Annotated in this window: 21 protein-coding genes; 11 read left to right on the top strand and 10 right to left on the bottom strand. The window is 55.6% G+C overall.

Annotated elements, in window-relative coordinates:
- Nucleotides 1-244: 244 nt before the first annotated feature.
- The 3 genes from uxaC (at nucleotide 245) to CWM66_RS17950 (ending at nucleotide 3,834) form a co-directional block, all read left to right on the top strand.
- Nucleotides 245-1,657, top strand: coding sequence for a glucuronate isomerase (gene uxaC / locus CWM66_RS17960; protein ID WP_007369981.1), 1,413 nt, complete (start codon nucleotides 245-247; stop codon nucleotides 1,655-1,657).
- A gap of 17 nt (nucleotides 1,658-1,674) precedes the next feature.
- On the top strand, nucleotides 1,675-3,162 hold the full coding sequence (locus tag CWM66_RS17955) for a UxaA family hydrolase (RefSeq protein WP_107147025.1): 1,488 nt from the start codon (nucleotides 1,675-1,677) through the stop codon (nucleotides 3,160-3,162).
- A gap of 120 nt (nucleotides 3,163-3,282) precedes the next feature.
- Nucleotides 3,283-3,834: a YgjV family protein gene (locus CWM66_RS17950; protein ID WP_007369983.1), complete on the top strand. Its 552-nt coding sequence runs from the start codon at nucleotides 3,283-3,285 to the stop codon at nucleotides 3,832-3,834.
- 11 nt (nucleotides 3,835-3,845) lie between these two features.
- On the opposite strand, the gene CWM66_RS17945 is transcribed toward CWM66_RS17950, so the two are convergent.
- The 3 genes from CWM66_RS17945 to CWM66_RS17935 all read right to left on the bottom strand — a co-directional run bounded on the left by CWM66_RS17945 (nucleotide 3,846) and on the right by CWM66_RS17935 (nucleotide 7,334).
- A complete protein-coding gene (locus CWM66_RS17945) occupies nucleotides 3,846-4,814 on the bottom strand; it encodes a TerC family protein (RefSeq protein WP_007369984.1) in 969 nt (322 codons plus the stop codon).
- 245 nt (nucleotides 4,815-5,059) lie between these two features.
- A complete protein-coding gene (locus tag CWM66_RS17940) occupies nucleotides 5,060-6,058 on the bottom strand; it encodes a Gfo/Idh/MocA family protein (RefSeq protein WP_007369985.1) in 999 nt (332 codons plus the stop codon).
- A 94-nt stretch (nucleotides 6,059-6,152) separates the two neighbouring features.
- Nucleotides 6,153-7,334 carry an aminotransferase class I/II-fold pyridoxal phosphate-dependent enzyme gene (locus CWM66_RS17935; RefSeq protein ID WP_107147024.1) on the bottom strand — a complete coding sequence of 394 codons (1,182 nt, stop codon included), beginning with the start codon at nucleotides 7,332-7,334 and terminating at the stop codon, nucleotides 6,153-6,155.
- 196 nt (nucleotides 7,335-7,530) lie between these two features.
- Here CWM66_RS17935 and CWM66_RS17930 point away from each other — a divergent pair, with 196 nt between their 5' ends.
- From CWM66_RS17930 to CWM66_RS17910, 5 genes are read left to right on the top strand one after another with little or no spacing between them, the layout of a single operon-like run.
- Complete coding sequence (locus tag CWM66_RS17930; protein ID WP_035887889.1) at nucleotides 7,531-8,346, top strand: MetQ/NlpA family ABC transporter substrate-binding protein; 816 nt, start codon at nucleotides 7,531-7,533, stop codon at nucleotides 8,344-8,346.
- An 8-nt stretch (nucleotides 8,347-8,354) separates the two neighbouring features.
- Nucleotides 8,355-9,362 carry a methionine ABC transporter ATP-binding protein gene (locus CWM66_RS17925; RefSeq protein ID WP_064563487.1) on the top strand — a complete coding sequence of 336 codons (1,008 nt, stop codon included), beginning with the start codon at nucleotides 8,355-8,357 and terminating at the stop codon, nucleotides 9,360-9,362.
- Nucleotides 9,355-10,032 carry a methionine ABC transporter permease gene (locus CWM66_RS17920; RefSeq protein WP_107147023.1) on the top strand — a complete coding sequence of 226 codons (678 nt, stop codon included), beginning with the start codon at nucleotides 9,355-9,357 and terminating at the stop codon, nucleotides 10,030-10,032. The genes CWM66_RS17925 and CWM66_RS17920 overlap by 8 nt, the downstream gene beginning before the upstream one ends.
- Before the next feature lie 16 nt (nucleotides 10,033-10,048).
- Nucleotides 10,049-10,507 carry an S-ribosylhomocysteine lyase gene (locus CWM66_RS17915; protein WP_035887884.1) on the top strand — a complete coding sequence of 153 codons (459 nt, stop codon included), beginning with the start codon at nucleotides 10,049-10,051 and terminating at the stop codon, nucleotides 10,505-10,507.
- 2 nt (nucleotides 10,508-10,509) lie between these two features.
- Complete coding sequence (locus CWM66_RS17910) at nucleotides 10,510-11,271, top strand: SDR family NAD(P)-dependent oxidoreductase (RefSeq protein WP_007369992.1); 762 nt, start codon at nucleotides 10,510-10,512, stop codon at nucleotides 11,269-11,271.
- A 38-nt stretch (nucleotides 11,272-11,309) separates the two neighbouring features.
- Here the strand turns inward: CWM66_RS17910 and CWM66_RS17905 are convergent, their stop codons facing one another.
- From CWM66_RS17905 to CWM66_RS17890, 4 genes are all read right to left on the bottom strand, one after another.
- Nucleotides 11,310-12,503: an amino acid aminotransferase gene (locus CWM66_RS17905; protein ID WP_107147022.1), complete on the bottom strand. Its 1,194-nt coding sequence runs from the start codon at nucleotides 12,501-12,503 to the stop codon at nucleotides 11,310-11,312.
- A gap of 36 nt (nucleotides 12,504-12,539) precedes the next feature.
- Complete coding sequence (locus CWM66_RS17900; RefSeq protein ID WP_007369994.1) at nucleotides 12,540-13,154, bottom strand: YitT family protein; 615 nt, start codon at nucleotides 13,152-13,154, stop codon at nucleotides 12,540-12,542.
- Between the two features lie 251 nt (nucleotides 13,155-13,405).
- Nucleotides 13,406-13,885 (bottom strand): Lrp/AsnC family transcriptional regulator, encoded by a 480-nt coding sequence (locus CWM66_RS17895; protein ID WP_007369995.1) that lies wholly within the window; start codon nucleotides 13,883-13,885, stop codon nucleotides 13,406-13,408.
- A gap of 69 nt (nucleotides 13,886-13,954) precedes the next feature.
- Nucleotides 13,955-14,446: a M48 family metallopeptidase gene (locus CWM66_RS17890; RefSeq protein WP_107147021.1), complete on the bottom strand. Its 492-nt coding sequence runs from the start codon at nucleotides 14,444-14,446 to the stop codon at nucleotides 13,955-13,957.
- A gap of 70 nt (nucleotides 14,447-14,516) precedes the next feature.
- Here CWM66_RS17890 and rlmG point away from each other — a divergent pair, with 70 nt between their 5' ends.
- Complete coding sequence (rlmG, locus tag CWM66_RS17885; protein WP_107147020.1) at nucleotides 14,517-15,644, top strand: 23S rRNA (guanine(1835)-N(2))-methyltransferase RlmG; 1,128 nt, start codon at nucleotides 14,517-14,519, stop codon at nucleotides 15,642-15,644.
- Between the two features lie 91 nt (nucleotides 15,645-15,735).
- On the opposite strand, the gene CWM66_RS17880 is transcribed toward rlmG, so the two are convergent.
- Nucleotides 15,736-17,757: an NADPH-dependent 2,4-dienoyl-CoA reductase gene (locus tag CWM66_RS17880; protein WP_035887876.1), complete on the bottom strand. Its 2,022-nt coding sequence runs from the start codon at nucleotides 17,755-17,757 to the stop codon at nucleotides 15,736-15,738.
- Nucleotides 17,758-17,911: 154 nt separating this feature from the next.
- Entirely contained in the window at nucleotides 17,912-19,486 is a 1,575-nt protein-coding gene (gene lsrK / locus CWM66_RS17875; protein WP_035887873.1) for an autoinducer-2 kinase, read from the bottom strand.
- Between the two features lie 139 nt (nucleotides 19,487-19,625).
- On the opposite strand from lsrK, the gene lsrF reads away from it, so the two are divergent.
- Nucleotides 19,626-20,513, top strand: coding sequence for a 3-hydroxy-5-phosphonooxypentane-2,4-dione thiolase (gene lsrF, locus CWM66_RS17870; RefSeq protein WP_007370001.1), 888 nt, complete (start codon nucleotides 19,626-19,628; stop codon nucleotides 20,511-20,513).
- Nucleotides 20,510-20,803, top strand: a complete 294-nt coding sequence (gene lsrG / locus CWM66_RS17865; RefSeq protein ID WP_007370002.1) for a (4S)-4-hydroxy-5-phosphonooxypentane-2,3-dione isomerase — start codon at nucleotides 20,510-20,512, stop codon at nucleotides 20,801-20,803. Before lsrF ends, lsrG begins: the two co-directional genes overlap by 4 nt.
- Nucleotides 20,804-20,890: 87 nt before the next feature.
- Here the strand turns inward: lsrG and ygjG are convergent, their stop codons facing one another.
- A complete protein-coding gene (gene ygjG / locus CWM66_RS17860) occupies nucleotides 20,891-22,270 on the bottom strand; it encodes a putrescine aminotransferase (RefSeq protein WP_172745712.1) in 1,380 nt (459 codons plus the stop codon).
- Nucleotides 22,271-22,694 lie beyond the last annotated feature (424 nt).

Genomic DNA, 22,694 nt, shown 5'->3' with positions numbered 1-22,694 from the left:
GTCATACAACTTGAAAGGGTGAGTGATATCACAAAAGTGTTTTTCTTTGTGTGGTCTTTAACTTTGCCGGGAGAAGCCAGATTTGGCGCGGTCTGGCGGGGTATTTATCGCGCAGAAGCGTAAATTTTTGTCCGTTTTTATTGATCCAACTCACGAAAATATCTTCGGTCTATAGAAATTGGTGTGATAACTTTGTCAGCATCAAAGGTAAGCATCAGACGCACTCGTTGAGAGGAAGACGATAATGACCCCGTTTATGACTGAAGATTTTCTATTAGATACCGAATTTGCGCGCCGCCTGTACCACGACTACGCCAAAGACCAACCGATTTTCGACTATCACTGCCACTTACCGCCGCAACAGATCGCTGAAAACTACCGTTTTAAAAACCTGTATGACATCTGGCTGAAAGGTGACCACTACAAGTGGCGCGCGATGCGTACCAATGGTGTGCCTGAGCGCCTGTGTACCGGCGATGCGTCCGATCGTGAGAAGTTTGACGCCTGGGCGGCGACGGTGCCGCACACGATCGGTAACCCGTTATACCACTGGACACATCTTGAGCTGCGTCGCCCATTTGGTATTACAGGTAAGCTGTTTTCTCCGGCGACTGCGGATGAAATCTGGGAGCAGGGCAATGCACTGCTGGCGCAGGATAAATTCTCCGCGCGCGGCATCATGCAGCAGATGAATGTGAAAATGGTCGGCACCACCGACGATCCGATCGACTCTCTGGAGCATCACGCATCTGTCGCCAAAGACAAAACCTTTAACGTCAAAGTGCTGCCAAGCTGGCGCCCGGATAAAGCGTTCAACATTGAACAGGCGACCTTTAACGATTACATGGCGAAACTGGGTGAAGTGTCCGATACCGACATCCGCCGCTTTGCCGATCTGCAAACTGCACTGGCCAAACGTCTGGATCACTTTGCGGCGCACGGTTGTAAAGTTTCCGACCATGCGCTGGATGTTGTGCTGTTCGCCGAAGCCAGCGAAGCAGAGCTGGATAGCATCCTGGCCCGCCGCCTGGCTGGTGAAAGCCTGAATGAAAAAGAGATCGCGCAGTTCAAAACCGCAGTACTGGTCTGGCTGGGTGCGGAATACGCGCGTCGCGGTTGGGTGCAGCAGTACCACATTGGCGCGCTGCGTAACAACAACCTGCGCCAGTTCAAACTGCTGGGGCCGGATGTTGGCTTTGACTCCATCAATGACCGTCCGCTGGCAGAAGAGCTCTCCAGATTGCTGAGCAAGCAGAATGAAGAAAACCTGCTGCCGAAAACCATCCTCTACTGCCTGAACCCGCGCGACAACGAAGTGCTGGGCACCATGGTCGGTAACTTCCAGGGTGAAGGTATGCCGGGCAAAATGCAGTTCGGCTCCGGCTGGTGGTTTAACGACCAGAAAGATGGCATGGAACGTCAGATGACCCAGCTTGCGCAGCTCGGCCTGCTGAGCCGTTTCGTCGGCATGTTGACCGACAGCCGCAGCTTCCTGTCTTACACCCGTCACGAGTATTTCCGCCGCATTCTGTGCCAGATGATTGGCCGCTGGGTGGAAGCAGGCGAAGCGCCGGCAGATATCCAGCTGCTGGGCGAGATGGTGAAAAATATCTGCTTTAACAATGCGCGTGATTACTTCGCAATTGAACTGAACTAAGGCCGTTTGAGGTTGATATGCAATACATCAAGATCCATTCGCTGGATAACGTTGCGGTAGCACTGGCGGATCTCGCCGAAGGGTCGGAAGTCGTTGTCGACAACCAGACCGTTCGGCTGCGCCAGGCAGTGGTGCGCGGGCATAAGTTTGCTCTGCAACCCATTGCCGAAGGTGAAAATGTTGTCAAGTATGGTCTGCCAATTGGTCATGCGACATCAGATATCGCGCCGGGCGAGCACATTCATTCCCATAACGCGCGTACCAATCTGAGCGATCTGGACGAGTATAGCTATCAACCTGATTTTCAGGATGAAGGCGCACAGGCGGTGGATCGGGACATTCAGATCTACCGTCGCGCAAAGGGTGAAGTCGGGATCCGCAACGAACTGTGGATCCTGCCGACCGTGGGCTGTGTTAACGGCATCGCCCGCCAGATCCAGAACCGTTTCCTGAAAGAGACCCAGGATGCCGAAGGTATCGACGGCGTTTACCTGTTCAGCCACACCTATGGTTGTTCCCAGTTGGGCGACGACCACATCAACACCCGCACCATGCTGCAAAACATGGTGCGTCACCCTAACGCCGGAGCGGTGCTGGTAATTGGTCTGGGTTGTGAAAACAACCAGGTCGATGCCTTCCGCGAGACGCTGGGTGAGTTCGACCCGGAACGCGTTCACTTTATGATTTGCCAACACCAGGACGACGAAGTGGAAGCCGGGCTTGAACATTTGCATGAGCTCTATCAGGCAATGCGTAACGACAAACGCGAGCCGGGTAAACTGAGCGAGCTGAAATTCGGTCTGGAATGCGGCGGCTCAGATGGCCTGTCCGGTATTACCGCGAACCCGATGCTCGGTCGTTTCTCCGATTATGTGATCGGTAACGGCGGTACTACCGTGCTGACCGAAGTGCCGGAAATGTTCGGTGCTGAGCGTATTCTGATGAGCCATTGCCGCGACGAAAGCACCTTTGAGAAGACCGTCACCATGGTGAATGACTTCAAACAGTACTTTATCGCTCATAATCAGCCGATTTATGAGAACCCATCGCCGGGTAACAAAGCAGGCGGTATCACCACGCTGGAAGAGAAGTCCCTCGGCTGTACACAGAAAGCAGGGGCCAGCCAGGTCGTGGATGTGCTGCGTTACGGCGAGCGTTTGAAAACTCACGGCCTGAATCTGCTGAGCGCTCCGGGTAACGATGCCGTTGCCACCAGTGCACTGGCAGGTGCTGGTTGCCATATGGTGCTGTTCAGTACCGGTCGCGGTACGCCGTACGGTGGTTTTGTGCCAACGGTAAAAATCGCCACCAACAGCGAACTGGCCGGGAAGAAAAAACACTGGATCGACTTCGATGCAGGTCAACTGATTCACGGCAAAGCGATGCCGCAACTGCTGAACGAGTTTGTTGATGTGATTGTCGATATCGCTAACGGTAAGCAAACCTGTAACGAGAAGAACGATTTCCGCGAGTTAGCCATTTTCAAAAGCGGCGTTACGCTCTGATTGGCCTTTATCTTTCGCGCCCGGGGTCGCCGTTGTAGCCCTGGCGCGAAATATTTTGGTAAATACGTTAGCGCTGGCATGTTGTAACATCTTCTCTTTTGGACCTGACAAGGATTTTTCATGACCACGTATTGGCTTGCCCAGGGCGTTGGTGTCATTGCCTTTCTGATTGGTATTACAACCTTCATCAATCGTGATGAGCGCCGCTTCAAAAAGCAGCTCTCGCTCTACAGCGCCATCATCGGCGTGCACTTTTTTCTCATGGGCGCATTTCCCGCCGGATCGAGCGCCATGCTCAACGCAATACGAACGCTAATCACGCTGCGCACCCGCAATGTGTGGGTGATGGTGCTGTTCATTGTGCTGACCGGCGGGTTGGGGCTGGCAAAATTCCACAATCCGATTGAGTTGTTGCCGGTGGCGGGAACGATCGTCAGTACCTGGGCGCTGTTCCGCTTTAAAGGTTTACCGATGCGCTGTGTCATCTGGTGTTCGACCGGATGCTGGGTGATCCACAACTTCTGGCTCGGATCGATTGGCGGTACGCTGATCGAAGGCAGTTTTCTGGTGATGAACGGGCTGAACATTATTCGTTTCTGGCGTATGCAGCGACGCGGTATCGATCCGTTTAAAATCGAAACCGCGGTGCATAAAGAGCCTGCCGCCCGCTGACGGCAGGTTTGCTATTCCTGCGCTTTTTTCTTGTCGTTCTGGTAGTTAACCCAGGCGTTGATCAGCAGCGTCAGCGCCAGGATCCCGCCGACCACCCCCAGCGAAATGGCGATAGGGATATGGAAGAAATCCACGATCAGCATCTTGATACCAATAAACACCAGGATCACCGACAGCCCGTACTTAAGCATTGAGAAGCGCTCCGCGACGCCCGCCAGCAGGAAGTACATGGCGCGCAGACCCAGAATCGCGAACAGGTTTGAGGTCAGTACGATAAAGGGATCGGTGGTCACCGCAAAGATCGCCGGAATGCTGTCGACGGCAAAAATCACATCGCTCAGTTCCACCAGAATCAGCACCAGCAACAGCGGCGTGGCGAACAGCAGGCCATTTTTACGCACAAAGAAGTGCTCGCTTTCGATGCGATCCGTCATGCGCAAATGCCCGCGCAGCCAGCGCACCAGCGGCTTATCGCCGATCCCGGTTTCATCTTCTTTCGCCAGCGCCATCTTCACGCCGGTAAACAGCAGGAAAGCGCCAAACACATACAGCAACCATGAGAATTGCGAGATCAGCCAGCTACCGGCGAAGATCATGATGGTACGCAGCACAATCGCGCCGAGTACGCCGTAAACCAGCACCCGCCGCTGGAGCGCCGCCGGAACCGCAAAGTAGCTGAACAGCATCAGCCAGACAAAGACGTTATCCACCGCCAGCGCTTTTTCAATCAGGTAACCGGTGAGAAACGCCAGCGCCTGCGTATCTGCCACTGCGCGCCCTTCGGTTTGCGTCAGATACCACCAGAACGCGGCATTGAAGAGTAGCGAGAGGCTAACCCAGACGATCGACCATACGGCCGCTTGCTTCATGGACATGGTGTGCGCGCCGCGTCGTCCCTGAAGCAAGAGGTCGATGGCCAGCATAATCACGACCACGACAGCGAACCCGCCCCATAACATCGGTGTGCCGACTGTATTCATAATGAATTCCTTACCTAAAACAAAAAACGGCTAACGTCGAAAGACGTCAGCCGCTTGCTTTAGATGCAGGGAGTCTCGCCTTCCGGCAAGGTCTCACTTACGTCTGCGAAGACGCCCGGCGACCGGATGCAATAACGCATCGTAATGACGATCCACCGGCAATGAAGTTACTCCCCTTTGCGAGTAACAAAATATGTCAGTCTATTCGTGCCGTCAATGATTCGGCTTGCCTGGTTTACGAACCTTTACGCAGTGAGTTCGACGCCAACGTCATCTGCCGGGAATTTCACGCCGGTCTGACGGCGGATTTCCGTTTGCAGTTTGGCCGTGGTACGGCTGATAGCCAGCCCCGGATGGTTGATCTCATTCTCTTCCACCAGCCGCGCAAAGGTCTCCGCTTCATAGAGCATGGTGTTGATATGCTGCGGCTGCGTCAGCTCCTGCGCTTTACTGCCGCGCGGCACGAACGACACTTTCTGGCATTCGGAGATCTTTTCCACCACCAGCGAACCGGCTTCACCCTGGATCTCGCTTGGCAAAACGGAGTCGCTCACTTTCGAGTGTTGCAGCGTAACGCTGAAATCGCCGTAATCCATCACCACCACGCCGTGCGCATCAACGCCGCTGTCGAGCAGGCTGGCGGTGGCCTGTACGCTGTGCGGCTCGCCCCACAGCGCTACCGCAGATGCCAGGCAGTAGAAGCCGATATCCATAATCGAACCGTTAGAGAACGCCGGATTAAAGGTATTCGGGTTTTCGCCATCCAGATAACGCTGGTAGCGCGAAGAGTACTGGCAGTAGTTGATAAAGGCTTTTCGCACTTTGCCCACTTTCGTCAGCGACTGTTTCAGCAGGATGAAGTTCGGCAGGCTGGCGGTTTTGAAGGCTTCAAACAGCACCACCTGATTTTCCCGCGCACAGGCAATCGCCGCTTCGACTTCCTGTAAGTTCGAGGCCAGCGGTTTTTCACAGATCACATGCTTTTTGTGGCTCAGAAACAGCCGGGTCTGCGGGAAATGCAGAGAGTTCGGGCTGGCAATATACACCGCATCAATGGCATCGCTTTTCGCCATCTCTTCCAGAGAGGTAAACAGATGTTCTACCGGGTAGTCGTTGGCGAACGTTTGCGCCTGTTCAAGGCTGCGGGAAAAAACGGCGGTGAGTTTATATTTGCCCGTCTCATGGGCGGCGTCGACAAACTGGCGGGTGATCCAGTTTGTACCTATGACAGCGAAACGTATCATAAGGGCGCAATTTCTCCGTAAAGGGGGTATTTGTGCACTCTACCACGTCATAATGACAAAACCAGTGCACTGCTACGCAGAAGCACAAATGGCCTCAACCGGGGAAGAGACGCAGCGCAGCAATACGCGAAAGCGCGGTTTCGAGCGCCTCATCGCTGGCCGTCAGGCTGATACGAATAAACTGCTCGCCTCCTTTACCAAAGCCTGAACCCGGCGCAACCAGCACATGCGCCTCGTTGAGCAGTAAAGCGGAAAACGTAGCGGCGTTAAAGCCCGCAGGTACGGGCAGCCAGAGAAAAAACGTGCCTTGCCTTGCGTGTACCGGCCATGACATCGCGGCCAGCATTTCCAGCACCCATTTGCGTCGCTGATGGTAAACCGCCACCAGTTGCTGCGTACGCTGTGGCGGCAGCGCTAACGCCGCGATTGCCGCATCCTGTACCGCACCAAAAACGGTGCTGTAGCTGTGGGTATGCAGCTTTTTAAACGCCTGAATGACAGATGCATTGCCGACGGCAAAACCAAAGCGCCAGCCCGCCATGCTGAAAGTTTTCGACAGCGTATAGGTCTCTACGCCCCACGCTTTAGCGCCGGGCATCGCCAGCAGGCTTAATGGCGCTTCTTCCGCGTGGCTGCCAATCGCCGCATAGGCAAAATCATGCACCACCGGAATATGGTATTCGCGGGCGAAATCGAGCGCCGCCGAGAACAACGCTGGCGTGGCCAGCGCGCCGGTGGGGTTGTGCGGATAATTGAGCATCAACAAACCGGCATGACGGGCGACATCGGCGGGCACGCGGCTGAAGTCCGGTAAAAAGTCACCGGCTTCCTCCAGCGGGATGCCATAAAAGCGAGCCTGCGCCTGTAGCGCGGCTGAGCGATAAATGGGGTAACAAGGATCGGTGGAGATCAGGTATTGCCCGGGCTTGAGCAGCGCGCGCGGCAGACCGCTGACGCCGATATGCGATCCCTGAAAAACTGCCACTTCCCGCCCCGGATCCAGTTCGACGCCATAACGTTGCTGGTAAAAATCGGCAATCGCCTGGCGCACCTGTGTCTTGCCCCAGAACGAGGGATAACCGTGGTTCTGCTCGTCGGCAACGGCGTGTTGCAGGCGGGCAATGATTTCCGGCGGTGTGGGTTGCCCTGGGCTGCCGCTGGAGAGATCCACGAGCGGCAACGCGGCGGTATCAATGGTTGCCGCCACCTTTTCCAGCGCGCTAAACAGGTTCTCTTCCAGCGCATCGATCAACGGTGAAGGGGAAAAATCAGGCATAGTTTGCTCAACATAGTATCCATTATTCCCTATGGCATAACAGCAAATGGCGGATTCGCTAAAGAATAAAAGCGGCAATGTTTTTTTATTTTTTGAATATTCTGTGGGCAATTATCGTTATGACAAAAAAGCAAAATAAAAATATATCGCCTGTGATTTAATCAGATCGAAATTTACTCTGATGGGGACATTATTAATGAGCAGGCCAGTCATATTGGGTGTTATCTTTGCATTATTAGCCACTTCCTCTTCGCTGGCGCTGGCGGCGGATGCACAAACCAAACTCATCCGCGTGGGTTTTAACCCTGGTCCTTATAAAGAACAGTTTGAAAAAGGTGTTGTCCCTTTCCTGCAGGCCAAAGGCTACACCGTCGAATTTAAAGATTTTAGCGACGGTATTCAGGTGAATGATGCGGTGGCGCGCGGGAATATTGAAGCCAATATCATGCAGCATCCGGTGTATCTAAAATCGGTGAATGAACGGTTAGGCATCGATAATATCGGCATTGTGCAAGTGCCGACACCGCCGATGGGCCTCTATTCCGCGAAGATAAAACAACTGGTGAAACCCGAAGCGGGCACCACGGTATCGGTACCGAATCAGCCCTCGAACGAGTATCGCGCCGCGCTGGTGCTGCAAAGCCTGGGCTGGATAAAGATCGATCCAAAGAGCGATCCGGCAACCTTCTCCCAGCGCAATATCAGCGAAAACCCGTATAAAATCGTGTTGAAAGAGATGGATAACGCCCAGCAGGTTCGCGCCCTGCCGGATGTGGATTATGGATTAATTCAGGGGAATTTTGCGGTCTCCAGCGGAATGAAACTGGCTTCGGCATTAAAACTGGAAGATCCCACCAGCAACTTTATTAATGTGGTGACCATCGCGGGCAAAAATAAAGATGCGCAGTTTGCCAAAGATATTATTGCTGGCTATCACTCGGCCGAATTCAAAAATTATATTCACGGACAATCGCAATATAGCGGCTATCTGTTGCCTGATTACTTTAAATAAATAATCCGATGATTGAGTTTCGTAACGTCAGTAAAACCTTTGCGCGTAACGGCCACCAAATCCAGGCGCTGGATAACATTACGCTGAAAATTGAAAAGGGCGATATTTTCGGGATTATTGGTTACAGCGGTGCAGGGAAAAGTACCTTGCTACGTTTAATCAATCGTCTTGAATCGCCAGGGAAAGGCGATGTCGTGCTGAATGGAGAATCACTGCAGGGCGTAACCGGAAAGCGCTTGCAGGCGATCAAAAAAAACATCGGCATGATCTTTCAGAATTTTAATTTGCTGAATGCGAAAACCGTTTTCCATAACGTGGCCATCCCGTTGATTCTGCAAGGCAAAGATAAAGCTTTTATTCAGGCGCGTGTTACGGAACTGCTTGATTTCGTCAGCCTTGGCGACAAGGCGCACAGCTATCCGGACGAGTTATCCGGCGGGCAGAAACAGCGCGTTGGCATCGCCCGTGCGCTGGCAACCAACCCTTCAGTGCTGCTGTGCGACGAAGCGACCTCGGCGCTGGATCCGCACACGACCGTACAGATCCTGCTGCTACTGAAAGAGATCAATCAGCGCTATGGCATCACTATCGTGTTGATTACTCATGAAATGTCAGTGGTGCAAAAGATTTGCAACAAAGTGGCGGTGATGGAGCGGGGCCGGGTCGTGGAGCACGGCGAGGTGTTTACGTTGTTTGCTGAACCCCGTCACGCCGTAACCGCCAGCTTTGTGCAGTCGGTGATCCATGACCGGCTTCCGGCGCGCGTTGATGCATTACTTCAGGCGCACGGGCGCGGGTTGCGGCTGGAGTTTGTCGGCAGCACCGCGCAACAGCCGATCATCAACCGCATCATTAAAAGTTATGCGATTGAAATCAATATCCTTTTTGCCAGCATGTCAGAAGTCCAGAACCGCATTATCGGTTTTATGATTGTGCAAATTCAGGGAGACGACGCGGCGATAACCAGCGCGATTGCCGATCTTCACGAGGCGGGGGTAAAAATCAGCGATGTTTGAGTTATTTGATACTGCCGTGACCGGCGATCAGTTTGTGCTGGCGCTGCATGACACGCTGGTAATGGTGTGCGTGTCGTTAGGGTTTGGCTCCCTGCTCGGCATTCCGCTGGGGATTGTGCTGGTGATTTGCCGACCCGGCGGCATTGTGCCTAATCGCGTGGTTCATCAGGTGCTAAACCCGGTGATCAACGTCGTGCGCTCGCTGCCTTTTATCATTTTGCTGATCACCATTCTGCCTTTCACCCGTTTGCTGGTTGGCACCACCATCGGTACTGCCGGGGCGATTGTGCCGCTGATTGTCTTTATCGCCCCGTACATTTCGCGGCTGGTGGAGAGCTCACTGCTGGATATTGATGACGGCATTCTGGAAGCGGCGGATGCGATGGGCGCTTCTCCGTTGCAAACGATCTGGCACTTTATGCTGCCGGAAGCCGCCTCTTCGCTGGTCCTCGCATTAACGACTGCCACCATTGGCCTGCTGGGCGCCACCGCGATGGCCGGAACGGTCGGCGGCGGCGGCATCGGCGATCTCGCCATTACTTACGGTTACCAGCGTTTTGATGCGTTTGCCACGCTGGTGACCGCCCTTGTTCTGATTGTCATTGTGCAGTTAATCCAGACCCTCGGCACCCGCCTGGCGCGCCGTCTGCGCCGCGAGTCGTCGCAGTAACCCTGAGGAGAAAATCATGCCTGTTGTTGAAAGCTTTACGCTCGACCACACCAAAGTAAAAGCCCCTTACGTTCGCGTTGCCGGTGTTGAACGCCACGCGCTGGGCAGCGTGGTGCAAAAGTTTGATTTGCGTTTGCTGCAACCGAATACCGACGCCATTCCGACAGCGGCGCTGCACACCCTGGAGCATCTGCTGGCCTTTGGCCTGCGCGAGGAGCTGGACGGCATTATCGATATCTCACCAATGGGCTGTCGTACCGGTTTCTACCTGATCCTATGGGATGAGCACAAACCTGCTGATGTGGCTGCCGCTCTGACGCGCGTCCTGCGCCGCGTACTTGACGCGACAGATGTTCCGGCTGTGACGCCGCTGGCCTGCGGCAACTATCGTGACCATTCGCTTTTCTCGGCGCAGGAGTACGCAAAACAGGTGCTTGACGCCGGGATCAGCGATGACCCGTTCCGGCGTAACTAACCATGATTGCCCTCGACTTTAGCGGGCAAACCGCCGTGGTGAGCGGTGGGTTACAGGGGATCGGCAAAGCGATTGCCGATCTGCTGCATCATGGCGGCGCGAATGTTGTTGTCGGCGATATCGCTGCGACAGCCGCACAATTGCATTCACGCTATCTGCTGCAACCCTGCGATGTGGCTTCGCGTCCGCAGGCGGAGGCCTTGATCGACGCTGCGATGAGTACGTTTGGCGGGGTGGATATTCTGGTCAATAGTTGCGGCGTTTCGGCGATGAGTCCGGTAGATGCAATGCGCGACAGCGACTGGCAGCGGCTGCTGGACATCAATGTTAAGGGGCTGAGTTACCTGTCAGAAGCGGCGATCCGCGTGATGAAACCGCAATCCGCCGGGCGCATCATCAATATTGCGTCGCAGGCCGGGAAAAACGGTTACCGGTTGATGGGGCAATATGTCGCCACCAAGCATGCGGTGCTGGGGCTGACGCGGGTGATGGCTATCGAACTGGCGCGGCATAACATTCTGGTGAACGCCGTTTGCCCCGGTATTGTTGAGACCGAAATGAAGTGGCGCGAACGCCGCGAAGGTGCGGTTTTGCGCGGTTTAACGGCGGAAGATATCTACGCAGAAGATTGTTCGCAAGTGCTGCTGGGGCGCACCGCGCAGCCGCTGGATGTCGCCAACGTGGTCGCCTTTCTCGCCAGCCCGTTAGCCTCGTATATGACCGGGCAGGCCATCAATGTCACCGGTGGCATGACCATGCATTAACAAACCGGGTTCCGCGTCCTTGCGGAACCCGCCAGGGATTATTGAACGACGGCGAACGCCTGCGCCACGCGGGCGATATTGTGGTGGTTCAGCCCCGCCATGCAAACCCGGCCGCTGGCGATCAGGTAGACGCCAAATATTTCACGCAGTTTTTCCACCTGCTCAGGGCTAAAACCGGTGTAACTGAACATGCCGCGCTGGCTTAGCAGGAAGCTGAAATCCTGCTGCGGTAACGCGGTTTTCAGCGCCGCCACCAGCGCGTGACGCATCTCGCTGATACGGGTACGCATCGCTTCCATTTCAGCACGCCAGAGTACATTCAGTTGCGGGTCGTTAAGCACCAGCGAAACCACCTGTGCGCCGAAATTAGGCGGGCTTGAGTAGTTGCGACGCACCGTGGCTTTAAGCTGCCCAAGCACGCGGGCGGCGGCGTCCGCATCTTCACATACCACTGACAATCCGCCGACGCGCTCGCCATAGAGTGAGAAGATTTTCGAGAACGAGTTGCTGACCAGCGCAGGCAAACCGGCGCTGGCAATGGCGCGAATGGCATAGGCATCGTCATCCAGCCCGGCGCCAAAGCCTTGATAGGCGATGTCGAGGAACGGGATCAGTTCGCGGGCAATCAGCACTTCAATGACCTGATCCCACTGGTTACGCGTCAGATCCGCCCCGGTTGGGTTATGGCAGCAGGGATGCAACAGCACGATACTGCGCGGCGGCAGCGTTCTCAGCGTGTCGAGCAGAGCTGCGAAATCGACGCCGCGGCTGGCGTTATCAAAGTAGGGATAGCTATGCACCGTGAACCCGGCACCGGCGAAAATCGCGATATGGTTTTCCCAGGTCGGATCGCTGACCCAGACTTCGGAATCCGGGAAGTAGCTTTTCAGAAAGTCCGCACCCACTTTCAGCGCCCCGGAACCGCCCAGCGTCTGGATGGTTGCGATACGCCCGGCACGCAGCGCCGGATGTAACTCACCAAACAGCAGCGTTTGCACTGCACTGCGGTAAGGCGCAAAACCTTCCATCGGCAGATAGAGGCTGGCGCTTTGCGGCTGGCTTTGCAGGCGCTCTTCCGCCTGCTGTACGGCCTTGAGGCGCGGAATGATCGCCTGCTCATTGTAATAAAGACCGATACTGAGATTGACCTTGTCGCTACGGTTATCCTGATGGAACGCTTCCATCAGAGAGAGGATCGGATCGCCCGCATAGGCATCAACATTCTGGAACACGTTACAACTCCTGGGGTTGGTCAGAGGTTCAATCCATTACACCGCGTAGCGTCCGGGGCGGTGGTTCATGGCGATAATCAAATTGAGGATGGTTGCGCCGACAACCGACACCACCAGCATCGGCCAATTCACCACAAACAGCGAAGCGGTGACGATGCAGGCATCCACCACCATCTGGAATTTCCCGGCGCGGATGCCACTCTTTTCCTGAAGCCAGAGCGCCAGAATATTCATGCCGCCGAGGCTGGCTTTATGGCGGAACAGCACCACAAAACCAATACCCATCATGATGTTGCCAAACAGCGTGGCGTAGAACGGGTTGAGCTGATCGATATGAATAAAGCGGCCATGCAGATCGGAAAAGAGCGATACCATCGCCACCGCGCAGAAGGTCTTCAACGTAAACTGCGCGCCCATGCGGCGCACGGAAAGCCAGTAAAACGGCAGGTTAATCAGGAAGAACGCCACGCCAAACGAAACATGGGTGGTGTAGTGGATCAAAAACGCCAGCCCTGCCGTCCCGCCGGTCAGCGCGCCGGACTGACGAAACAGCACGACGCCAAAAGAGATCATCAGCGTACCAAACAGCAGCGCCAGCGCATCTTCCAGCCAGCTATGGGCGAGTTTATTTGGGGTAAGGACGTTATCCATAAGTGTGCACAATTATTTCAGTGATAAAGATAAGTATCACCTGCAATAAATACACCAGATGGCAGGGTTGCGAAGCGCTAATGGCGAATAAACCGACGACACACTCGCTAACATCTTGAAATGTCGGAAAAGAGAATTTTGCACGTTACGTGCGTATATGGCGTTACTTTCGGGTGATACGTGCGTATTAGCTATGATTTATGCGTGAAAGCATCGCCATGTCGCACCAAAAAAAGGCGTTATGCCCCATTTCAGGGCAATGCGCTGCTGCCTGGCATCAGCAAACCGTTCTCTTTCAGGCGATTCAGTACCACCGAGGTTTTCAGATGCGCGACGCTTTTATTTTGCGCGAGGATACCGCTAATTAAGTGGTTTAACCCCGGCAGATCGGCAACCGCCACTTTGAGTAAATAATCCGCGTCACCGGTCGTTTTATAGGCGTCAATGATTGCATCCACGCCGCTGACCATCTGATGAAAGCTCGCCACGCACTCCGGCGTATGGTTCAGCAGACGCACCTCGATCAGGCCCAGCATCTCCTGGCCTGCGGCATCCGGCGCGAGTCTTGCGTGATAACCGAGAATCAACTGTGCCTGTTCCAGCGCAATACGGCGGCGGGAACACTGCGAGGCGGAGAGGCCAATCAGTTCGCTCAGCTCCTGGTTGGTTAAACGGCCGTTGGACTGTAGCAGCGTCAGGATCTTCAGATCGAAGTCATCAATGTTGTACATAGGTCTGCCTGGCGGACAAAAAAGAGTGGCTAACAGACTACCAGTTTTTTGCCCGGTGCAAAGGCGGGATTATTTCAGCGCCAGGTGCGTCAGCCACAGGCGGGTATCAAACTCAAGCTGGTGGTATTGCGGCTCCATATGGCAGCAGAGTTGATAGAACGCTTTGTTGTGATCTCTCTCTTTCAGATGCGCCAGCTCATGCACCACAATCATCCGCAGGAACGCTTCCGGCGCTTCGCGAAACACTGTCGCTACGCGGATTTCCGCTTTTGCCTTTAGTTTGCCGCCCTGCACGCGCGAGACTGCCGTATGCAGGCCAAGCGCATTATTCAGCACATGAATTTTGCTGTCGTACATCACTTTATTGACCGGCGCGGCGTTACGCAGATACTGGTTTTTCATCTCCTGCGTGTACTGATACAGCGCTTTATCGGTGGTGATGCCATGGCTGAGCGGATAGCGTTTTTGCAGCACCTCGCCCAGCCGGTTCTGTTCAATAAGCGTGGTTACCTGCGCCAGCAGGGATTCAGGATAGCCCTGAAGGTAGGTAAGCGTGTTCATGGCGAAATGTGTTTACATCTCCGGATAATTAAGCGATAAAACGCGCGAATTTTAGCACTTCGGAGGGGCGATGAGCCAGGTTGAGTTAAACGGACAATCATTTACTTTAGACCGCTTTCCTGTCGGCGTGGAAGAGGCGTCATTACAGGCGTGGGACGCGGCGGACGAATATCTGCTGCAACAGGTGAATGAGGTCGAAGGCCCGGTTCTGATCTTTAACGACAGCTTCGGTGCGCTGGCCTGCGCGCTGGCGGAGCATCACCCGGTCTGCATTAATGATTCGTACATTGCCGAATTAGCGACGCAGCATAATCTGCGTATCAATGCGATGGATGAAAACGCCGTCACGCTGCAAGACAGCCTTAGCCCGCTGCCTGCCAACCCGGCGCTGGTGCTGATCAAAGTCCCGAAACAACTGGCGCTGCTGGAGCAACAACTGTTCGCGCTGCGCGATGTGGTGACGCCGAATACGCGGATTATCGCCGGGGCGAAAGCGCGCGATATTCACAATTCGACGCTGGCGCTGTTCGAGAAAATTCTTGGCCCAACGACGACCACGCTGGCATGGAAAAAGGCGCGTTTGATCAACTGCACTTTTACTGCGCCTGCGCTCGCCAGTGGGTTGCAGCTCGTCAGCTGGAAGCTGGATGGCACCGACTGGACTATCCATAATCATGCCAATGTCTTTTCACGCAGCGGGCTGGATATCGGCGCGCGCTTCTTCCTGCAACATCTGCCGGAAGGGATAGAAGGCGAGATGGTGGATCTCGGCTGCGGCAACGGGGTGATTGGCCTGCAACTGCTGGCGCAAAACCCTGGCCGCGTGCTGTTTGCCGATGAGTCGGCAATGGCTGTGGCATCCGCGCGGCTGAATGTGGAAAGCAATCTCCCGGAAGCGAGCGCGCGCAGCGACTTTATGATCAACAACTCGCTCGCCGGGATTGAGCCGGATCGTTTTGATGCGGTGCTGTGCAACCCGCCGTTTCATCAACAAAGCGCCATCACCGATCATATTGCCTGGCAGATGTTTAATGATGCGCGCTTTTGCCTGAAATATGGCGGCGAGCTGCGGATTGTCGGCAACCGCCACCTGGATTACTTCCGCAAGCTGAAGCGCGTATTTGGTAACTGCGAAACGATCGCGACGAACAACAAATTCGTGATCCTTAAAGCAGTGAAAGTGCGTAAGAAGCGCTAACGGTTAAATGAACCGCATGCCTGATGGCGCTTCGCTTATCAGGCATGCGATATTTGCCGCTGTTCCAGGCCGGGTAAGGCGAAGCCGCCAATTAAATCTCCAGCGCCAGCGTGGTGCCCTGGGCAATCGCCCGGCGAGCGTCCAGCTCCAGCGCCACATCGCAGCCGCCAATCAGATGCACTATTTTGCCCGCCTCACGCAGCGGTTCTGCCAGCTCGCGCTTTGGTTCCTGACCGGCGCAGATCACGATATTATCCACCGCCAACAGTTGCGGTTCGCCACCAACCAACAGGTGCAGCCCGGCATCATCGATCTTCTGATAACTGACCGACGGGATCATTTTCACCCCGCGTGACAGCAGCGTAGCGCGATGGATCCAGCCGGTCGTTTTACCCAGATTTTCTCCCGGCTTACCGGCTTTACGTTGCAGCATCACAATGCGCCGCGGGCTTTTCGCCAGTTGCGGCCCTTCCGGGCGCAACCCACCGACTTCCTTCAGGCTGGTGTCGATCCCCCATTCCACGCAAAACTCGGCAATGTTCTGGCTGGTCGGTTCGCCTGGCTGGCTTAAATACATCGCGGTATCAAAACCGATCCCGCCACAGCCGATGATCGCCACACTTTCGCCGACCGGGACTTTGTCGCGCAGCACGTCGAGGTAGCTCAGCACCTTAGGATGATCGATGCCTTCGATCGGCGGAATGCGCGGTTCAATACCGCAGGCGAGGATCACCTCATCGAACAGCATCAGCATCGAAGGATCGACGCGCTGGTTCAGGCACAGCGCCACGCCTGTCAGTTCAAGCATGCGCCGGTAGTAGCGCAGGGTTTCGTAAAACTCTTCTTTGCCGGGGATCTGTTTGGCAACGTTAAACTGCCCGCCGATCTCCGCCTGGGCGTCAAACAGCGTCACGCTGTGCCCGCGTGCCGCGGCATTCACGGCAAACGCCAGCCCGGCGGGACCAGCGCCGACAACGGCAAGGTTTTTCTTGCGTAATGCCGGAAGTACCGGCATTTGCGTTTCATGGCAGGCGCGCGGGTTGACCAGGCAGGAGGTTACCTTGCCGACGAAGATCTGATCGAGGCACGCCTGGTTGCACCCGATACAGGTGTTGATCTCATCTGCGCGACCACTTTGCGCTTTAGAAAGTAGCTCGGCATCGGCAAGGAACGGACGCGCCATCGACACCATATCAGCATCGCCGTTACTCAGGATCGTTTCGGCAACCTGCGGATCGTTGATGCGGTTAGTGGTGACCAGCGGAATGCCCACTTTCCCTTTCAGCTTGCGCGTCACCCAGCTAAAGGCTCCACGCGGAACCGGCGTGGCGATCGTCGGGATCCGCGCTTCATGCCAGCCGATGCCGGTATTAATGAGGTTCGCGCCTGCCGCTTCGACTGCCTGCGCCAGCGTGATGGTCTGTTCCAGCGTGCCGCCGCCTTCGACCAGATCCAGCATCGACAGACGGTAAATAATAATAAACTCGCGGCCGACCCGTTCACGCACCTTGCGCACCACGTCCAGCGCAAAACGGCGGCGGCGGGCTTCATCGCCTCCCCATTCATCTTCCCGCTGGTTGGTACGGGCGGCGAGGAATTCATTAATCAGATAGCCTTCGGAGCCCATAATTTCCACGCCATCATAACCGGCCTGCTGCGCCAGTTGCGCACAATGGGCGAAGTCATCGATCAGCGCGAGGATCTCGTCGTGGCTCAGGGCATGCGGCGTAAAGCGGTTAATCGGCGCCTGTAACGCCGAGGGCGCCACCAGATGCGGCTGATAGCTGTAACGGCCGGTATGCAGAATTTGTAGCGCGATTTTGCCGCCTTCCTGATGCACGGCATCGGTGATCAGCCGATGATGTGGAAGCTGGCTGGCATCCTGCAACACAGCACCGCCCTCCATCGTCACGCCGGAGAGCGCAGGCGCGACTCCGCCCGTCACAATCAGCGCTACGCCGTGGCGTGCGCGTTCCGCGTAGAAGGCCGCCAGCCGTTCAGCGCCGTCCGGGCGCTCCTCCAGACCGGTGTGCATCGATCCCATCAGCACACGGTTTTTCAATGTGGTAAAGCCCAGATCGAGTGGGGCGAATAACGATGGGTAATGGCTCATGCGCGCTTCCAGTGTAAAATTATTGTTATGTGGTCGGATGAGTTCTACTGTAGCCGTCGCCGCCAAAAAGGGAAAAGCGGGAGGTAATGATTGTGATGGGATTCAAAATAGTGACCCCGCTTCCCGCAGGGAAGGAGCCAGGTGAGAAGGGACGTCAGGCTTTTTCCGCAAGGCCGGGCGCGCGCCACATTGATGTCGTCAGCCCGCTATCGACCAGACCCAGCTGATCGGCATAGATTTTTTGCCACTTCAGCATCATGTTGTCGTACAGCTCTCGATGCGCCGGGTTTGGCATGTAGGTCTGGCTCCAGCGCACCAGCCGCTCGCCGGTTGCCGCCATGTCGTCATACAGCCCGGCACCGAAACCGGCCGCAATTGCGCAGCCCAGCGCAGTGGCCTCTTTCACTTCCGGCACGCGTACCGGCAGGCCGGTAACGTCACTTAAAATCTGGCTCCACAGCGCCCCTTTTGCGCCGCCGCCAGCGAACACCAGGCTGTCGAATTGCACGCCGGAGAAGCGTGAGATCTGCGCCAGGTTACAGGCCGAGACGATGGCGGCATTCTCTTCCAGCGCGCGAAACAGCGTGGCTTTATTGCATTTTTCCGCATCGATGGAGAGGTTAATAAACGACGGCGCAGCGTGATACCACTGCTTAAAATGCATAGCGTCGGAGAAGATTGGCATCACGCCCCACGAACCGGCGGGTACCCGGCTGGCCATCTCTTCCAGCAGGTGATACGCATCGGTGCCGAGACGTTCGGCGATCAGCTTCTCTTCCGCGCAGAACGCGTCGCGGAACCAGCGCATGGTCAGCCCGGTAAAAAAGCTGATGGATTCCGCCTGCGCCATGCCGGGGATCACATGCGGATTCACGCGGATATTCATCTCCGGATCGGTACGCACCTGCGGCAGATTAACCACCTGCTGCCAGAATGTGCCACCGAGCACCGCAGTTTGCCCGGCGCGAACCACGCCAAGCCCGAGGCAGCCAAGCTGCACATCTCCGCCGCCCATGATCACGGGCGTTCCTTCGCGCAGCCCACACTCTTGCGCCGCCTGCTGCGTCACTTCGCCGAGCAGGCTGCCGGTCTCTTTCACCGGCGACAGAAGATCCGCGCGCAGCCCGGCCATATCCAGCAGCTCTGGTCGCCAGTCGCGGGTGAAGAGATCCAGCATGCCGGTGGTTCCGGCGTTGGAAGGATCGACCGCCAGCCAGCCGGAGAGGCGCGACGCCAGCCAGTCGCTGATCATGGTCATGGTCGCGGTATCGCGGTAGATATCGGGACGATGGTGCGCCAGCCACAGCAGGCGCGGCATGGCGCTGAGCGCCAGCGTCTGCCCGGAGACGCTGTAGACTTCGGATTCAAACTGCCAGTCGTGGATCTCTTTGAGCTCAGCCACTTCGTGGCTGGCGCGGGAATCGACATTGGCGCAGGCCCAGATGGCATCACCGTTGCGATCGTAGAGCACAATGCCTTCACGCATTGAGCAGCAGGCGATGGACTGAATATCGGCACCACTCAGGCCCGCGCTGTCCAGCGCCTTGCGGATGCACTGGCAGGCGAGTTGCCAGTTGCTGTCGAGATCGAACTCCATTGATCCCGGCACGTTTTCGATGCTCAGGTGTTTCCATTCGGCCTGGCCGGCGGCGATTTGCCGCCCGGATAAGTCGAAGATCACTGCGCGAATGCTGCCGGTTCCTGCATCCAGTGCCATCAGGTAACTCATGGGTTTGGCCCCCTCGACCAGCGTTATAGATAAAACTGTGATCCTCGTATGGTCGAAAATATAGTTCAGCGCCTACGCTTTTGAACAATCTTCAATCACAAAATCAACAGTTCAATCACAGCTTTGCGCGGGAGGAGAGATGGCGGACCTGGACGATCACAAAGAGGGGAAGGATTTTGGCGTTGGCATACCGCAACAGAATGTGCCCTTTACCCTGAAAGGCTGCGGCGCGCTGGACTGGGGCATGCAGTCGCGACTGGCAAGGATCTTTAACCCGAAGAGCAATCGCACGGTAATGCTGGCCTTCGATCACGGATACTTTCAGGGGCCAACCACCGGGCTTGAACGTATCGATCTCTCCCTTGCGCCGCTGTTTGGTGAAACCGATGTGCTGATGTGTACGCGGGGCATCTTGCGCAGCGTGGTGCCTCCGGCCACCAACAAACCCGTGGTGCTGCGCGCCTCCGGCGGGAATTCGATGCTGACGGAGCTTTCCCATGAATGCGTCGCGGTGGCGATGGAAGATGCGCTGCGCCTGAATGTATCGGCCGTAGCGGCACAGGTGTATATCGGCAGCGAATATGAACATCAGTCAATCGGCAATGTTATCAAGCTTGTCGATGCGGGGAGCCGCTATGGTATTCCGGTGCTTGCGGTGACCGGCGTTGGTAAAGAGATGACGCGCGATGCCCGTTATTTCTCGCTTGCCAGCCGTATCGCCGCTGAAATGGGCGCGCAGTTTGTGAAAACCTATTTTGTGGAGCAGGGGTTTGAAAAAGTCACCGCCAGTTGCCCGGTGCCGATTGTGATTGCTGGCGGCAAGAAATTGCCGGAGCAGGAGGCGCTGGAGATGTGTTTCCGCGCCATCGATCAGGGCGCATCCGGCGTGGATATGGGGCGCAACATCTTCCAGTCCAGCGCGCCGCTCGCCATGCTGAAAGCGGTGAAAAAAGTGGTTCACGACAATATGAGCGCCCATGAGGCTTATCAGTTCTGGCTGGAAGAAAAACAAGGAGAGCAACCATGAATGTGACGCTGGTGGAAATCAATATTAAACCCGATTGCGTGGAGGATTTTTTGCACGTGTTTCGCGCCAATCATGAAGGCGCAATCCGCGAGCCGGGCAATCTGCGTTTTGATGTGTTGCAGGATCCCAAAGTGAAGACCCGCTTTTTTATTTACGAGGCCTATCAGGATGATGCGGCTGTTGAGGCGCATAAGAAGACACCGCATTATCTGGCGTGCGTGGAGAAGCTGGAGGCGCTGATGTCCGAGCCGCGCAAAAAACGCAGTTTCATTGGTTTGCTGCCGGAATAGCATCAAAAAAATGCCGGAGAGCACCGTTGCCTCACCGGCATTCATGATTTGCAGGCCCGGTAAGCGCAGACGCTACCGGGCACCGGATTACTCAGCGTTTACCGCCACCCGCAGCGCTGCCAGCGCATTGCTTGCCGCTTTCAGCACCTGCTCACACTGCTCAATGGTCAGTGTCAGCGGCGGTTCGATGCGAATGGTTTTCGCGTTGTTGAGCGTTCCGGCAACCAGCACGCGCTGGCGGAACATTTCGCTGGCGAAGTTGTAGCCCGTTTCGTTATCGACAAATTCGATTGCCATCAGCATGCCACGACCCCGCGCGGTGTGTACCAAATCCGGGTACGCGCGAGCCAGCGCCAGGAAGCCATCCAGCAACATATCGCCTTTCTGCTCCGCCTGCGCCGGGAGGTTCTCCTCCAGCAACACATTGATGGTCGCCAGCGCCGCCGCACAGGCCAGCGGGTTACCGCCAAAGGTGGTGGTATGCAGGAACGGGTTATCAAATAACACAGAGAAAACCTCTTCCGTGGCGATCGTCGCGCCAATCGGCATCACGCCGCCGCCCAGCGCTTTGGCGAGGCACAGAATGTCCGGCTGCACGTTTTCATGTTCACAGGCGAACATTTTACCGGTGCGGCCCATGCCGGTTTGCACTTCGTCGAGGATCAGCAGTGCGCCAAACTCGTCGCACAGCTTGCGAACCGCAGGCAGATAACCGACAGGCGGCAGGATCACGCCGCCTTCACCCTGAATAGGTTCCAGGATCACCGCCGCCACATCGTCGCCGGTTTTACGGCATTCGCTAAGCAGGGTACGCATTGCCTCGATATCGCCGAACGGCACGTGGCGAAAGCCCGGCAGCAGCGGCATAAAGGGTTTGCGGAAGGTGGATTTTGCGGTCGCGGACAGCGCGCCTAATGATTTGCCATGAAACGCGCCGCTGGTCGCGACAAAGGTGAATTTGCCGCGCGGCGACTGGTACGCCTTGGCGAGTTTCAGGGCGGCTTCGACGGATTCCGTCCCGCTATTACTAAAGAAGCTGTATTTCAGTTTGCCTGGCGCAAGGGCCGCCAGCGTTTTTGCCAGCATCGCCCGCAGTGGGTCGAGCAGTTCCTGGCTATGAAGAGGTTGTTTGGCGAGTTGATTCTGTACGGCGGAAACCACAACTGGATTACGGTGCCCCACATTAAATATTCCAAAACCACCCAGGCAATCTAAAAACTCCTGTCCCTGGGTGTCGACAAGCGTATTAAGACTGCTCGCTTGCCACTCTACGGCTCCGTAATCCCCGCCGGCGGTAACAGATTTGCGGTACTCCAAAAACCCCGGATTGACATGCTCTTTAAAGTAATCCACTACCTCTCGGTTTAATGCTTTCATCTCCTCATGATCAAGCGTTCGCTTCTCAATGAGATTCAGGGCGTGAGCGCTGCACGCTAATGCCGATGCGCTGGAAGGTAACCTGTTCAAAATGGCCTCCGGGGGCTGGCGTATCACATGATACCGATTTAAGTATTGCAGGGATTGCGCCACATCGGCGTGGGCAGGTGAAATCGGGATAAACACCAGGGGAAAACGCGAGCGTACAAAATTTAATCATGCCGCTACGTTAATATTTTGTATCTTTTGTGATTAAAAGTTGTACGTATTTAGCCGGGTTATCGCGGCGTTGCGCCAATATGGTGCGCTTAATGCGCGATGATGGAGCAATTATGTTAAGGCCATTTAGTGGTAACATAGTGAAACTATTAAAATCAGAGAGTTAACGAACCCATAAAAACCAGGGTTTTATTGCGAATTGCGATCTAAATCAAATTTAACATCTAAAGATAAATTCATTATCGCCGAAATAACATTCGCACCAATTTTTAACAGCAATATAACCCGCACAGGA

This window comes from Kosakonia sp. H7A, assembly GCF_003028445.1.
In the GTDB taxonomy this organism is placed as follows: domain Bacteria; phylum Pseudomonadota; class Gammaproteobacteria; order Enterobacterales; family Enterobacteriaceae; genus Kosakonia; species Kosakonia radicincitans.
The sequence above is the reverse complement of the archived record's forward strand: the minus strand, read 5'-3'. Positions and strand labels throughout refer to the sequence as shown.